Origin of the sequence: Micromonospora phytophila, from assembly GCF_023656545.1 — a bacterium.
Lineage (GTDB): Bacteria > Actinomycetota > Actinomycetes > Mycobacteriales > Micromonosporaceae > Micromonospora > Micromonospora phytophila.
Map to the genome: position 1 here is coordinate 1 of NZ_JAMOKF010000140.1, position 12,548 is coordinate 12,548.

Below are 12,548 nucleotides of genomic sequence, written 5' to 3' on the forward strand. Positions count from 1 at the left end.
ATCCCGTGGGGCGGCGCGCGGAACGCGTAGCAGACCGACCGGGCGGTGAGCGCCGCGACGGCCGGCAGCAGCAGCACCGGCTCGACCGGCGGCGTACGCACCGACAGGGCGACCACCGCGCCGGCCAGGCCGCAGGTCAGCCGGAGCAGCGCCGGCAGCGTGGTGAAGATGAGGTTGAACGCGCCGCCGGCTGGAGTGTCCAGCACGGCCGGTGGCGCGGTCGGGGCGGGAACGGCCGGCATCGGAAGAGGCGTCCTTTGCGAAACGACCCGATCCGGGTCCGCAGGGCGGAGATCGACGCCGGAGAATAACACGCAACCAGGCCGGCGGTCACCTTGAGTGCCCGGCCCGTCGTCAATCCGTCAACGCCGCCGCCGGCAGGTGCGGGCTGGCCCGGTCATCCGGTGTCGCGGGCGGGCGGCCGGTCGTCGGTCAGTTGACCGGCAGGGCCTTCGTCCCGCCGCCGGCGATCGAGCGGGTCAGCTTCTTCCCGCCGGACCAGAACCAGCAGCGCACGCCCCGGTCGCCGCGGGCCCACGCCTGCTCGGACGGGAAGCGGTACGTGGTGCCGGTGCGGTAGCGCAGCATGCCGTCGACCGGCACCTTCGCGTACCGGGCGATGACGGCGCGGCACTTCGCGTGCACACCGTCCTCGTTCTCCTGCGCGTCCGCATAGGACGTGTCCGGGGCGGTCCAGATGCCGGCGTACTCGAAGCGGTGTGGCCTGGTGCAATCCGCCGCCAGCAGGTGGCCCCAGTCGTCCTCCTCCCCGCAGCGCAAGGCCAGCGGGGAGGAGCCCTTCAGCGCGCCCCGGAGGCTGCCCGACCGACCGACGGCCGCGTCGTTGTCGCCGTTGGCGCCGCGGACCGCGTCGAGTTCGAACAGGTCACAGCGGTACCAGCGGCTGCCGCCCGTCCAGCCGGCCGGCGAGGTGGGGGCCACCTGCACCGTCAGTCGGGCGCCGCGCCAGTCACCGCCGACGAACTTCCTGGCCTCGGCGTCACACTCCGCGAAGGCGGACCGCATGGCCGCCGTGCCGACCTTCGGTGGGATGGGACGCGCCGCGAGGTCACCGGTGAACGTGCCGATGTGGAACGTCTCCACCAGGTGCGTCTTCGCGCACTCGACGGGCTGGTGGCTGGTGAGGTAGGCGGTCGCCTCGCCGATCACGTGACATTCGCCGGCCTGCGGCGCGAACTGACGGGGCTCGGCGACCGGCCGCCAGTCGTCGGTCAGGTCGCCGTCCGTGCCGGGCGGCGTGCCGCAGCCGGTCAGCGCCGCCGCGACCAGCGCAGCCGACAGCAGGACGCCAAGGCAGCGTCGCATGTCACCCTCCCCGTGCCCCCGTGACAACCGGCGCAGCATATGGCACCGGTGCCACGCAGCGGCGCGGGCGGGGTGCAGCCGGGTTCCGGTTCGTCGGACACCAGGTGGGCCTTCTGGTCGCGCCGTCGCGCGCGACGGCACCGGCCCGCGCGTCCCGGAGGCTCACCCCAGCCGGGCGTGAAGGTCACGCAGCAGCGCGACCTCGGCCAGATGGTGGATCGCCTCCCGGTTGATGTGCAGCACCAGCGCCGCCAGCGGAAACTCGGCGTACGGCCCCTCCGCCGGGCCGCACGGCCGTGCCAGGCCGTCGCGGCCCAGGCCGCGCACCCCGTCGACCCAGCCGGCATACGCCTCGTCGAGCTGCCGCAGCGCCGCCGCGGCGGTGCCGGCGTACGCGAAGGAGTCGTACGTCATCGGCGGACCGCCGAAGTGGGACGCGTTGCGCGCACCGAGGACGGCCGCGATGACGTGGCCGAGCCGCCAGGCGATCGTGGTGACCGGCGCGGGCTCGGGCTCCGGCAGCGCGAAGTCGATCAGGTGGTCACCCTGCCCGACCGCCATCGGGGCGGTGCTGCGCCCGCGCGGCCGGACGCCCCAACTGCCCGGGGTCGGCTCCCAGTGGTATTCGGCGTCGGTCAGCCCGTCGAGGCGGGGGCGGGCCTGGTGGCGCCAGTGCCGGTCGAGCTGGTCGAGCAGCTCGTGGTTCCAGTCGACGTCCATGCCCGGACGCTACCCCCCACCCCCGACACCGGCACGGTCGACGAACGGCCTCCCTGCCCCCGGCGGCGCCTCCACCGCGGCCACCGGCTCCGACTCAGGCTCGGGCTGGTCCGCCCTGAGGGCATCCGCGACGTACGGCACCGGTCGGCTCCCGGCCGGTGGTAGCGTCCGAATGCGCAGGCCAACGCGCAGACCTCCGTTCGGACGGAAGGTTGAGGCATGGACGAGACCGAGGCACGGGCAATGATCAAAGCCCACTTCGAGGCCTCCAACGTCAGCGCACCCGGCGGCGGGCCGGGCGACGACATCGCCCGCGCTTCCGAGATCTACGCCGACGACGCGGTGCTGGAGTGGCCCCAGGGCGGCGAGCGCATCCGCGGCAAGGCCAACATCACCGCCTTCAGGTCCAGCTACCCCAGCCGGCAGGAGTTCCAGCTGCACCGGACCACCGGCTGCGGGGAGCTGTGGGTGAACGAGTACACCATCCGGTACGACGGCCGGCCCATGATGGCCGTCGGGATCATGGAGTTCCGCGACGGCAAGGTCGTCCGCGAGCGCATCTACTTCGGGGAACCCTGGGAGCCGCCGGCCTGGCGGGCCCAGTGGGTCGAGCGGATGGATCCGGCGACCACCCAGACATCCGGATGATCACCGGCGCCCGCCGCTGACGAAACGCCGCGAAGCGAGCCGTTGGCCGGGTCAGGTACGACAGCTGCTGGACACGGCGCGAGGTGGGTCGTGACAACCCCCGAATCCCGGTATGGTGCCGCTGGTCATGCCGTCCGTCTTGACGCCAGCACCGTGTCGGCCGCCGAGGGCGGTGCCAGCACCACTCGAAGCCACGCCGCTGTCGCGTCAGATGGTCTACTTGCGACGGTCGGCGTGGCGCTGTCCAGCGCGACCGGCGAGTCGATGGCAGAGCGGGGAGAACTGACGTGAGCGAACGGACCGGCAGCAGCGTGGACGGGAGCCGCGACGTGTCCGCCGGACCCGGCACCACCGTCGTCGAGCCGCCGGTGACCGGGGCGGCCCAGCCGATCGAGGTCCGCTGGCGCTTCTGGCCCCTGGCGGCCCTCGTGCTGGTCGGCGCCGCCCTCTACGGCTTCTGGTGGTACAGCGCGAACCGGCCGCCCATCGGGTTCGGCTACTTCGCCCGCCCGCCGATCTACGGCATCTGGCTCCCGCACTGGGACGAGCTGGCGCTGACCGTGATCCCGGCCGGCGTGGTGCTGGCGGCGGTGGGGTGGGTGATCAGCTCGTGGCGGCGCGTGCCGAGTTGGCTCGCGCTGAGTCTGGTGGTGGTCTCCGGGGTGGCCACGGCGGCCACCATCGCCCTGGTGCGGGGCCAGTCACTGGACCTGACCCGGGGCGTCTCGACCGACCCGGAGGCGCCGTACTACACCTCCGACCTGCATTTCGTCTACGAACTCGGGCTCCGGGAGTTCGTCGAGCGGCACCCGGAAATGAACGCCGAGTTCCACTCGTACAGCTCCCGGACGCATCCGGCCGGGGTGCTGGTCTTCCTCTACCTGCTGTTCCGGGTCTTCGGCGCCTCGCACAGCCTGCGGATCGCCACCGCCATCGCCCTGCTGGCGGTCGCCGCCGCCGTGGCGACCTGGCTGATCGGCCGCACCCTCGGCGGGGAGCGGGCCGGCCGGATCGGGGCGGTGCTCTTCGTGGCGGCGCCCGGTCCGCTGATGCTGGCGTACACCAACCTCGACACCGTCTTCGCGACGCTGATGACCATGAGCGCGGCGCTCTTCGTGCTCGCCATCCACCGGCGCTCGGTGCCCCTCGCCGCCACGGCCGGCGCGGTGCTGGGAGTGGGCACGGTGATGACCTTCGCGACCTCCTTCATCGTCCTCGCGGCGACCATTGCGGTGCTGGTCCAGACCGGGCTGCGGACCGGGGCGCGGCTGCTCGCCGGGGCAGCGGGCGGCGGCGTGCTCGTCCTGGCGCTGGCCTGGCTGCTGCTCGGTTTCGACGTCTTCGCCGCCTACCAGTCCTCGCCCGGGGCCGCCCGGGCCTACGACGCGTACTGGATCCTGGCCAGCCCGGCGGCCTGGCTGATCTACGCCGGCCTGCCGTTGGCCGCGCTCGGCGTCGCCGGGCTCTTCCTGAAGGTGCCCGGCGCGGGGCGGCCGGTGCTGCCGCTCGTGCTGGTCTCCATCATGGTCGTCTGGGCGGCCGTGCCGCCCGAGCTGACCAAGCTGCGCCCCGGCGAGGTGGAGCGGACCTGGGCGTTCCTCTACCCGCTGGTGGCGGCCTCTGCGGGGCTGGTGGTCGACGCCTGGACCCGGCGCCTGGGCAGGTGGTGGGGTGGCGCGATCGTCGCGGCTCTGGTCGCGCTCTCGGTGGGGCAGGCCGTGCTGCTCCAGGGGCTCTGGGACAACTTCTTCTGACCGGACCGCCCCGGGCGCGGGGGAGCGGGTTGACCGCGGCCGGCGTGCTGCCGGCGACCCTCCTGATCGCGGCCGCCGGCGCCCGCTGCCGATGACCGGGCGGCCGGGTCGCGGGAACGACGGAGCAATGACGGCGCCATAGTGTCAGGATGCTCGGCATGTCTGGTCGTGCGCTGAGCTTCGGAGCGGTGGCGGAAGCTTACGAACGGTTCCGGCCGGGGTATCCCGTGGAGCTGTTCGACCAGGTGGTGACATACGCGGGCCAGCCGGTTCGGACCGCCCTCGAGATCGGCGCCGGGACAGGCAAAGCAACCCGTCTGTTCGCTCAGCGCGGGGTCACGGTCACCGCGACCGAGCCTGACGGGGTCATGCTCACCGAGCTGCGTAAGCACGTGCCAGCAACCGTCAGGACCGTGCAGGCCGCGTTCGAGGACTTGCGGCCGGGCGAGAGCTACGGGCTGCTCTATGCGGCAGCGGCGCTGCACTGGACGAAACCGGAGGGTCGGTGGTCGCGTGTGGCCGCGCTGCTGGAGCCGGATGGCGTGTTCGCCTCGTTCGGTGGACCAGTCCGACTGGTCGACCTGGCTGTGGAGGAAGCTGTGCACGCGGCCCGGGCACCGTTCTTGGACAGCGACGAGGTTCCGTCTCCAGACGGGACGCCGCCGGGACATGACATGCAGTGGCCGGGTAACGATGTACGGCCCGGCTCCCGGTGCTCCGGTCAGTCCGACCAGCTCGTACTGCCAAGCGTCGTCGGGCAGGCTGTAGTACGAGTTGACTTCGTAGAGCTTGCCGTCGTGATCCCAGACTTCCACGGCAGCAGGATCACACACGATCCTCAGATTAGGCAGCGCGTTTCTGGTGCGGCCGGCCGGCCCGGCCGATGCCGGCCGGAGGTCGCCAGCGGGCCGGGGCCGGGCCGGCGCGGCCCGCTTGCGGGCCGCCTTGTTCCTTCAAGAGGCCGATTCGGCAGTGCTACTCATCTCGGCACTACGCACCTTGTCCGGCCCCGCCAGATGTCGAGGCGCGACCATTACGCGGCCCGGACGGCAGCGGAGTGAACAACGTCAGCACCAACCCGTACGTCGGCCAGACCGGTCACGGGTGACCGCGTGGTCGTTCGCATCGGGCGGTAACCAACAGCGGGTCTCGTTCGGGGCCGCCCACCGGGGAAGGTGGGCGGCCCCTTCTGCTGGGTGGATCGGGCGCGCGGGCTACGTCCAGCGTCCGCCGTTGCGGGTTGCCTTGGCTATGTCGAGCAGGTGGGCCAGCCGGTATCGCAACACCCGCGCCTGCCCGATCGACAGGACCAGGCTGGCTGTGGCGCTGCGCTCCACGCTGGTCAGGCGCACCATCGGCTCGGCGGCCGGGTGCAGGGCTTGCACCAGGGCCACGTCAAGGATGAACGCCTCGGGCCGGTTGGTGTTCACGTGCCGGGCGCGGGAGCGGTGCTGGCCCCGGCGCTGGCAGTCGTTCCGGTCGCACCAGCGCGGGTGCGCCAGGTCGGCCGGAGCGTCGGCAAGGGTGCCAGTCGGGAAGACGTGCAGGTAGCCGCAGGGCCGGTCCACTTCGGGTGTCATGCCGACCGGGTGGGCGCCCAACCCAGCCCGAGCGATCACGGCGGTCGCGCGGATGGTGTGGGCGGTGCAGGTGTACGCGCAGGCGTCCAGGGAGTCCGCCGTGTACAGCTCGATGCGGACCGTCGCCGGTTCTCCACAGGCGGGCAGGGTGGGTAGGGTTCGCACGGGTCGCCTCCTTGCAGGCGATCAAGGCCCTCGGTCAGCTGGCTCGCTGGAATTCAGTGAAGTCGAAGACGGGCGGGGAGCCCATGCAAGGCTTGTGCAACGGTGCGGCAATCCGATGCAACGCAAGCGCGGGGGACCACGGTGGCGACAGTGGAACAGTGGACAGGACGCCTCGCCTGTGCGCTGCAAGCCGCTGCCGGCATGACGAACGAAAGGTTCGCGGGGTGGCTGGGCATTGCGGTCAGGACCGTGGCGTACTGGCACAGCCGGCCGGAGAGCGTGCCCGGAAACGCGAATCAAGAGCTGCTGAACGCCGCACTTGATCGACTCTCGGACGCGGTGAGATCACGCTTCCTCCAGAGCCTCGACGACGCTGCCGAAAGGCAGGGAAGTGCCAGCAGCGGCGATGCTGTCGGTGATGTCGTGAGCGACGCCGCTGACGCAATCGCTGATGATTCGCTGCTGTCGAGCATCGGGGTTCCGCACGACTCGATCGAGGCGTTGCAGCAGGACATGGCGCTACTGGCCCGGTCCGGCGGAATGGCTGCCTTCGACACGTTCTCAAGCGCTCGCCGGCTACGTGACGAAGCGCGAGCGCTGGCTGAGCGGACGCGCAGGCCGGGCGACCTGGCCAACCTGTTCGTGGTCATCGGCCAGGGCACGTCGCTCGTGGCATCCACCGCCTTCGACCTTGGGCACTGGAACGAGTCGGCGGCGCTGGCCAGGGCGGCGACCCAGTACGCGGACCTTGCCGGCCACGCGTCGCTGAAGGCGTGGACATACGGCCTGCAGATGACGCTGGCGAACTGGCGCAACGAGCCGGATGCCGCCCTGAGCTACTTCGCCCGAGCGATGCGCGCGGCCCCCGACGGCGAGCCGAAGCTGAGGCTGCGCTACATCGTCTCTCGCTCCTATGCCCTGCTCGATGATTCCGAGTCCGTGGCTGCTGTCCTGGAAGCGGCCCTGCGAGACAGGGAAGCGGCAGAAGGCCAGCCCGACGAACTGGCGACGTCGACCGGCGGGGAGTTCGCATTCGGAGACGCACGCGCCGCAGCGTGCGCCGCGGCAGCGTGGCTCGACCTCCGCAACGGCGAGCAGGCCGCAAGGTACGGTCGCGATGCGCTGCGCGTCTATCAAACGCTGCCGGAGGCGCGGCGGCCGTACTCGCAGATGAACGGGACGCGCATCGACGTTGCCGCCGCTCACCTCTACATGCGGGACAAGGATGGCGCTGCCGAAGCCTTGCGTACCGTTCTGGATCTGCCACCGCACAAGCGCAACGTCTCGCTGACCGGCCGGCTGGCCCGGATTGAGCGGCTGCTAAACGAGGCACCGTGGAGCGGCGACGCCGACGCGCGGCAGCTCGCCGAGCGCATCTCGGTGTGGCTGTCGGAGACCTCAGCTCGGCCGCTCGCCTGAGCGGCGCCAGGCGGCCAACACCTGTGCTTCCTTCTCTCGACTGATGCCGACCTCGGCAGCGCGGTCATGGCTGCTGAACTCCCCGCTTCCGACCAACCACCGCCAGGTGTCCCGCACGGTCAGGGCGAGCGGCCTGGTACGGAGGCCGGCGGCCTGCGCGGCAGCCGTGTCGACGCGCCACACGCCGTCGAAGGTGCGCCAGAGCGGTAGCTCGGACCACTGGCGGACACCCTGCCCGAGCAGGAAATCATCCGCCACCCACGTGAAGGAGGCGTCGGACCGAGTCGAGTGGGCGCAGTCCGCGAGCAGGCCGCCGAAGCTTGCGCTGCCCTCCGGGGCGCAGACGTTGAACGCGCCGGACGACTGTTCGGTGATGGTGTGCAGCGTGAACGTGGCCAGGTCGCGTACGTCGACCGGTTGGATCGTCCGGTCGGGGGCGCCTGGTGCCAGCACCTCCCCAGCAGTAACCACGCGGTGCAGCCACCAGGGCAGGCGGCCGACGTACTCACGCGGGCCGAGCACCACGCCGGGTCGCAGGATCGTCGTCCGGTCCGCTCCGAACGCGGTGACTGCCGCAGCCTCGCAACCGGCCTTCTGGTAGCCGTACCGGGTCGGTCCATCCTCCGTGTCGGTGCCGTAGTTCGGGCCAGCGGCAGGCGGGCAGTAGAGCACCTCGGATCGCTCGTTCAGCGGTTTGACCGGCCAGTCCCGGTACACGCTGACCGTCGACATGAAGACGTAGCGGCCAGCGACGGGCGCGAGCGTACGGGCCACATCGAGGGTGTTGCTAGGCACGTATCCCGAGGTGTCGACCACGGCGTCCCAGGGGCCGGCGGTCGCAAGGCCAGCCAGGTCTTCCGGGCGGGTCCGGTCCCCCCGGATAGTTCGCACGGCCTCCAGGAAGGGGTTCGAGGTGCCCCGGTTGAAGGTGGTGACCTCCCAGCCGGCGTCGATTGCGGCTGTGACGATCGCGTGACCTACGAACCAGGTTCCGCCGAGCACCAGCAAGCGCATAGACCCATCATGCTGAGCACAGGCGGGCAGCCGGTGGGCGGAGGGCCGCAGGCCAACTGCTGTCGACTAACGCATCCGGCGCCCCGGGCAGCCGTTGCCGAGCGAACTCCACTTGCAGCAGACCTACGGCGTAGCCCGAGGGACCGTGCGAATGGCCATGCGCGAGCTACGCGACCGGGGCTTGGTCGTCACCATCCACGCGCGGGAACGTTCGTCGCCGAGCAGTAGCCGCTGAACCTGCCCCCCGCGCAGGGCTGACGACGGGTGACGTGGTGAGTCCCGGGGGCCGGCTTAGGTCGAAGATCAGCGGCGCAGGTGGCTGCATGGCATGGCTGGAGGATCAGTGGCGCCGAACAAGCGGGGCAGTAGGCCGATCATGATCGACGGCAAGCTCAGGACACCTAGGGTGCCTGCTACGGTCCGGGCATGGGCTTGTCCAAGCGCTCGCCGTGCGTCGTAACGATCAACGGCGAGATCTTTCGCTGCGTGGTCTGCCAGGGCGGCCTCTTCACCAGCCGCACCATCAAGCTGAACACCGGGGCTATGGAGTTCCTCGATTTGGCCTGGGCCAACAAGTCCTCCCTTGGCCTGATCTGCACGAACTGCGGGTACGTACACGAGTTCCTCGGTGATGCCGTGCAGCTGTGGGATCCGGGGTCGGGCGCAGGCGGCTAACCACGCCTCGCCTTTCCGTCCGCCGCCGGCTTGCGGGCCGCCTTGATCTCACACCACGGAGTTCCCCGACGACGAGTAGAGCTTCGTCTCAGGAGCGTCGCCGCGAACGGTGATGAAGGTGCTCGGGCACAGCCAGATCGGGTTGACGATGAACTCCTACGCCCACGTCCTGCCGGATATCGAGCGGGCCGCCGTGGACGAGGCCGCGAAGTACCTCTTCGGCTGACTTGGCTGCACGCATGGCTGTACAGGGGCCGTGGTGATCGTTCGGACCGGAAGCGGGAAGTCGCTGACCTGCGGTGAGGATGGTGCGCCCGGCAGGATTCGAACCTGCGGCCTTGGGATTAGAAGAAGATCGCGGATGGCTGGCCAAGCGGTTGCAGCCCTGGTCAGCCCGTCCGTCGTTGTCGGGCAGCGTCGGCCTGCGGGTGTCGTCTCGGCTGTACGAATGGCTGTAGCGGCACCAGCAGGCGACACCTATGGTTCACGATCATGGAAGCCTCGATCGCGGCCGTTTTCCTCTACGCTCTGAGCCTGCTTGTCTTCTACTGGGTGATCCGTCTAGCTGTCCGACACGCGATCCAAGACGCCGACAAGCGCCGGTCGCTGGAGTGGATCGAGAACGTGGCGGCCCGTGTTTCACGCGAGCGTCGGATCTGAGCCCAGAGCGTCAGCTTGGAAGGCGTGCTCAACTGGCCGTGATGCCCAAAACGCCTACTTGCGACGGTGGGTGGGCCAACGTCTGGTGCCCGCTGGTGACCGCTCGGATCCGTGGCTACTGGCCCATGGATGGCCCGCTCGTCGCCATGCTGCTTCCATCCCCCGCATAGGTGCCAAAGACGGCGGGTGGCGTAGAGGATCGGGCACCCGGGGGATGGTCACGGCCTGGTCCTCGTCGTCGGCGGACTGCGGGCGGTGCGGACAGATTCGGGGCCCCGCCGCACAGCTCGTAGAGCTCCCGCAGGTCGTCCGGGATGCGGTGCCCTCGGCCTGCGACAGCACCACCTGTCGGCGGCAGGACAGAACATCCATGGGTGCGCGCGATGCGGTCGAGCAAGTCACGCAGCTCTCTGGCGGCCAGCCCGGCATCCGTCACGTCAGAACGATAGGCCCCGCGTGGCCGGCCGGCTCGACCGATGCCGGCCGAAGGTCGCCAGCAGGCCGGGGCCGGGCCGGCGCGGCCCGGTTGGGGGCCGCCTTGATCTGATAGAGCGGAATTCGGCAACGTCGCACATCAGCTGTCGTGTCCTGTCACGGGACATGCTTGACGCTCACGTCCCGCCTGATGCCCGACATGATCCTCAGAGGGCGCCGCGGAAGCCTTCACGGTCCGCGACAGGGGCGCGCATCGCGGCATGGCCGAACCGCCGGCGATGGGCCGCCACGCCCCGTAGCGATCGGATCGCGGCCGGAAGAGTGCACTCACGGGTCGTTATCCTCGCCAGCATGCCGGCCCCAGACCTCATCCCGATAGCGCGCGAACCCGGCTATCGCACAGACACGATCGGACGGTATGCCGACGGCCAGTTTTACGCGGCGGTGCATGGCGCCCGTGGCGATGACGATCACGAGCCTGACATGGGCCGGGAACGCATCCGGTGGTATGCCTACCTACATCTCTTCGACGCTGACGGGCGTCACCGCCGATCCGAAATTTCGCTGATCGGCGTCGCCCCGACCTTGCGAGGCGAACTCGGCGAGCAGGCTGAGCGCCGCCTAACGGCACTGCTCGATCAGCTGCCTGACCGCCAGTTCACCGACATCGCGATCCGGCCGTTTCACATGCTCTACGACGGTGTCACCTTCGGTCTGATCAACGAATCCGATGTCGAGCGGGGCGACTGGGTTGAGTTGTACCCAGACGGTCTCGGGTTCTCCGAGCCGTGGGACGGGCTCTATAGCACCTGACCGCGAGCATGTCGTCTACCAGCAAAGTTGGCGTGGTCGCGCGCGACGCGGCAGATCCGGACGCCTGCGCGTCCCCTTGGCTGTGGCGAGCCTGTCCTATCCCTGTTCTCTAGTCCCGTCATGCATGTCGTCGTCACAGGCGCACTCGTTGAGAACGGCACCGTCCTGCTAGTGCACCGCAGCCCGACCCGCCGGGCATACCCAGATCTCTGGGACCTGCCCGGGGGGCATGTCGAAGCGGGTGAGTCGGAACTACAAGCCCTCGCGCGTGAGATGCGCGAGGAACTCGGTGTTCACATTGTGGCGGAGTCCACTTCATGGTTGGGCGACTTGCGTGCTGGCAGTGGTGAGGACGCTGTTCACGTGGGCGTCTGGCTGATCGGAGACTGGGACGGCTCTCCGACCAACCGTGCACCTGATGAGCATGACGACATCGCGTGGGTCGGGACCAGCGAGCTGGGCGGCCTTCCCCTCGTGCATGGCGACTTGGCGGCATTGATTCGTTGTCTGCCTGAGCCTGACCGGCTGCCTCGTCGTGACGAAGCACGGACAGCCGCATCGCTGAATCGTCCGGAGGTTCGTCGCTGCTCGTCATTACGGTCGGATGTTGGAGACCAAGGCCGCGACGAAGAGATGCACCCAGACAGATCGCTCTCTCGGGAAGCGCAGACCACGCGACAGGGCGATGGGCGCCAGGACCACGAAGCCGAGCAAGAGCCGGGCGAACACGATCTGCACCGGGTTGAAGCCCCGCAGCGCGAGCTTGATCCATAGGAAGCTGGAACCCCAGAGCAGCGCCAGAGCAGCCACCCGGGCGATACCCGCCCGGGTGACGCCCTGGTGGTCAGTCTTCAACGGGCATCTCGTAGTCCAAGCCGTTCACATCGGCTCGCATGACGAACCGCGTCACCTCGAACGCTCGTCCATCGCCGTCGATGCTGGTGTGTAGCACTTCGATCACGGGCACGCCCGGCGGCATCGCGAGGCCCTTCACTTCCTCAGCAAGCCGCGGACCGGTTGGCGGCGGGGGAGCGGTGGCAGGATCACGGCCTGGTCTTCCCGTCCAAGGTCGGTACGCCGATGGACCCGGACCACATCGACCGGACCTGGCACAAGATCCGGGCGGCGGCCGGCCTCGACTGGCTGCGGCTGCACGACCTGCGGCACGCCTGCGCGACGTTCCTGCTCGTCTCCGGTGCCTCGCCCCGGACCGTGATGAAGGTGCTCGGGCACAGCCAGATCGGGTTGACGATGAACTCCTACGCCCACGTCCTGCCGGATATCGAGCGGGCCGCCGTGGACGAGGCCGCGAAGTACCTCTTCGGCTGACTTGGCTGCA

At 69.8% G+C, this 12,548-nt stretch carries 15 protein-coding genes and 2 pseudogenes; 10 read left to right on the forward strand and 7 right to left on the reverse strand.

Annotated features, from left to right (window positions below):
- The 3 genes and pseudogenes from NCC78_RS17450 to NCC78_RS17460 all read right to left on the reverse strand — a co-directional run.
- Window positions 1–242: pseudogene (locus tag NCC78_RS17450) on the reverse strand (ATP-binding protein); the annotation flags it as partial.
- Window positions 243–432: 190 nt separating this feature from the next.
- The gene (locus NCC78_RS17455; RefSeq protein ID WP_250795668.1) at window positions 433–1,326 is read right to left on the reverse strand and encodes a septum formation family protein; all 894 of its coding nucleotides are present in this window, start codon (window positions 1,324–1,326) and stop codon (window positions 433–435) included.
- Window positions 1,327–1,488: 162 nt separating this feature from the next.
- Window positions 1,489–2,046, reverse strand: a complete 558-nt coding sequence (locus tag NCC78_RS17460) for a DinB family protein (RefSeq protein WP_250795670.1) — start codon at window positions 2,044–2,046, stop codon at window positions 1,489–1,491.
- A 219-nt stretch (window positions 2,047–2,265) separates the two neighbouring features.
- Between NCC78_RS17460 and NCC78_RS17465 the strand changes: the two genes are divergently transcribed.
- The 3 genes from NCC78_RS17465 to NCC78_RS17475 all read left to right on the forward strand — a co-directional run bounded on the left by NCC78_RS17465 (window position 2,266) and on the right by NCC78_RS17475 (window position 5,509).
- Window positions 2,266–2,694, forward strand: a complete 429-nt coding sequence (locus NCC78_RS17465) for a nuclear transport factor 2 family protein (RefSeq protein WP_250795671.1) — start codon at window positions 2,266–2,268, stop codon at window positions 2,692–2,694.
- A gap of 287 nt (window positions 2,695–2,981) precedes the next feature.
- On the forward strand, window positions 2,982–4,448 hold the full coding sequence (locus NCC78_RS17470; protein WP_250795672.1) for a glycosyltransferase family protein: 1,467 nt from the start codon (window positions 2,982–2,984) through the stop codon (window positions 4,446–4,448).
- 149 nt (window positions 4,449–4,597) lie between these two features.
- Window positions 4,598–5,509 carry a class I SAM-dependent methyltransferase gene (locus NCC78_RS17475; RefSeq protein WP_250795673.1) on the forward strand — a complete coding sequence of 304 codons (912 nt, stop codon included), beginning with the start codon at window positions 4,598–4,600 and terminating at the stop codon, window positions 5,507–5,509.
- 153 nt (window positions 5,510–5,662) lie between these two features.
- On the opposite strand, the gene NCC78_RS17480 is transcribed toward NCC78_RS17475, so the two are convergent.
- Window positions 5,663–6,193 carry a hypothetical protein gene (locus tag NCC78_RS17480; RefSeq protein WP_250795674.1) on the reverse strand — a complete coding sequence of 177 codons (531 nt, stop codon included), beginning with the start codon at window positions 6,191–6,193 and terminating at the stop codon, window positions 5,663–5,665.
- Window positions 6,194–6,343: 150 nt separating this feature from the next.
- On the opposite strand from NCC78_RS17480, the gene NCC78_RS17485 reads away from it, so the two are divergent.
- Entirely contained in the window at window positions 6,344–7,612 is a 1,269-nt protein-coding gene (locus NCC78_RS17485; RefSeq protein WP_250795675.1) for a hypothetical protein, read from the forward strand.
- Here NCC78_RS17485 and NCC78_RS17490 read toward each other — a convergent pair.
- A complete protein-coding gene (locus NCC78_RS17490) occupies window positions 7,592–8,626 on the reverse strand; it encodes an NAD-dependent epimerase/dehydratase family protein (RefSeq protein WP_250795676.1) in 1,035 nt (344 codons plus the stop codon). The genes NCC78_RS17485 and NCC78_RS17490 overlap by 21 nt on opposite strands.
- A gap of 112 nt (window positions 8,627–8,738) precedes the next feature.
- Between NCC78_RS17490 and NCC78_RS17495 the strand changes: the two genes are divergently transcribed.
- From NCC78_RS17495 to NCC78_RS17515, 5 genes and pseudogenes are all read left to right on the forward strand, one after another.
- Window positions 8,739–8,861: a GntR family transcriptional regulator gene (locus NCC78_RS17495; protein WP_250795678.1), complete on the forward strand. Its 123-nt coding sequence runs from the start codon at window positions 8,739–8,741 to the stop codon at window positions 8,859–8,861.
- Between the two features lie 191 nt (window positions 8,862–9,052).
- Entirely contained in the window at window positions 9,053–9,301 is a 249-nt protein-coding gene (locus tag NCC78_RS17500) for a hypothetical protein (RefSeq protein ID WP_250795679.1), read from the forward strand.
- A 492-nt stretch (window positions 9,302–9,793) separates the two neighbouring features.
- Window positions 9,794–9,961: a hypothetical protein gene (locus NCC78_RS17505; RefSeq protein ID WP_250795680.1), complete on the forward strand. Its 168-nt coding sequence runs from the start codon at window positions 9,794–9,796 to the stop codon at window positions 9,959–9,961.
- A gap of 786 nt (window positions 9,962–10,747) precedes the next feature.
- Entirely contained in the window at window positions 10,748–11,209 is a 462-nt protein-coding gene (locus NCC78_RS17510; RefSeq protein ID WP_250795682.1) for a hypothetical protein, read from the forward strand.
- A gap of 120 nt (window positions 11,210–11,329) precedes the next feature.
- Window positions 11,330–11,662, forward strand: a pseudogene (locus tag NCC78_RS17515) (NUDIX domain-containing protein); the annotation flags it as partial.
- 141 nt (window positions 11,663–11,803) lie between these two features.
- Here the strand turns inward: NCC78_RS17515 and NCC78_RS17520 are convergent.
- Together NCC78_RS17520 and NCC78_RS17525 are read right to left on the reverse strand one after the other, a co-directional pair.
- Complete coding sequence (locus NCC78_RS17520; RefSeq protein ID WP_250795683.1) at window positions 11,804–12,064, reverse strand: EamA family transporter; 261 nt, start codon at window positions 12,062–12,064, stop codon at window positions 11,804–11,806.
- Window positions 12,054–12,203: a hypothetical protein gene (locus NCC78_RS17525; protein WP_250795684.1), complete on the reverse strand. Its 150-nt coding sequence runs from the start codon at window positions 12,201–12,203 to the stop codon at window positions 12,054–12,056. Before NCC78_RS17525 ends, NCC78_RS17520 begins: the two co-directional genes overlap by 11 nt.
- A 23-nt stretch (window positions 12,204–12,226) precedes the next feature.
- Between NCC78_RS17525 and NCC78_RS17530 the strand changes: the two genes are divergently transcribed.
- Window positions 12,227–12,538, forward strand: coding sequence for a tyrosine-type recombinase/integrase (locus NCC78_RS17530; protein WP_250795685.1), 312 nt, complete (start codon window positions 12,227–12,229; stop codon window positions 12,536–12,538).
- Window positions 12,539–12,548: the final 10 nt, after the last annotated feature.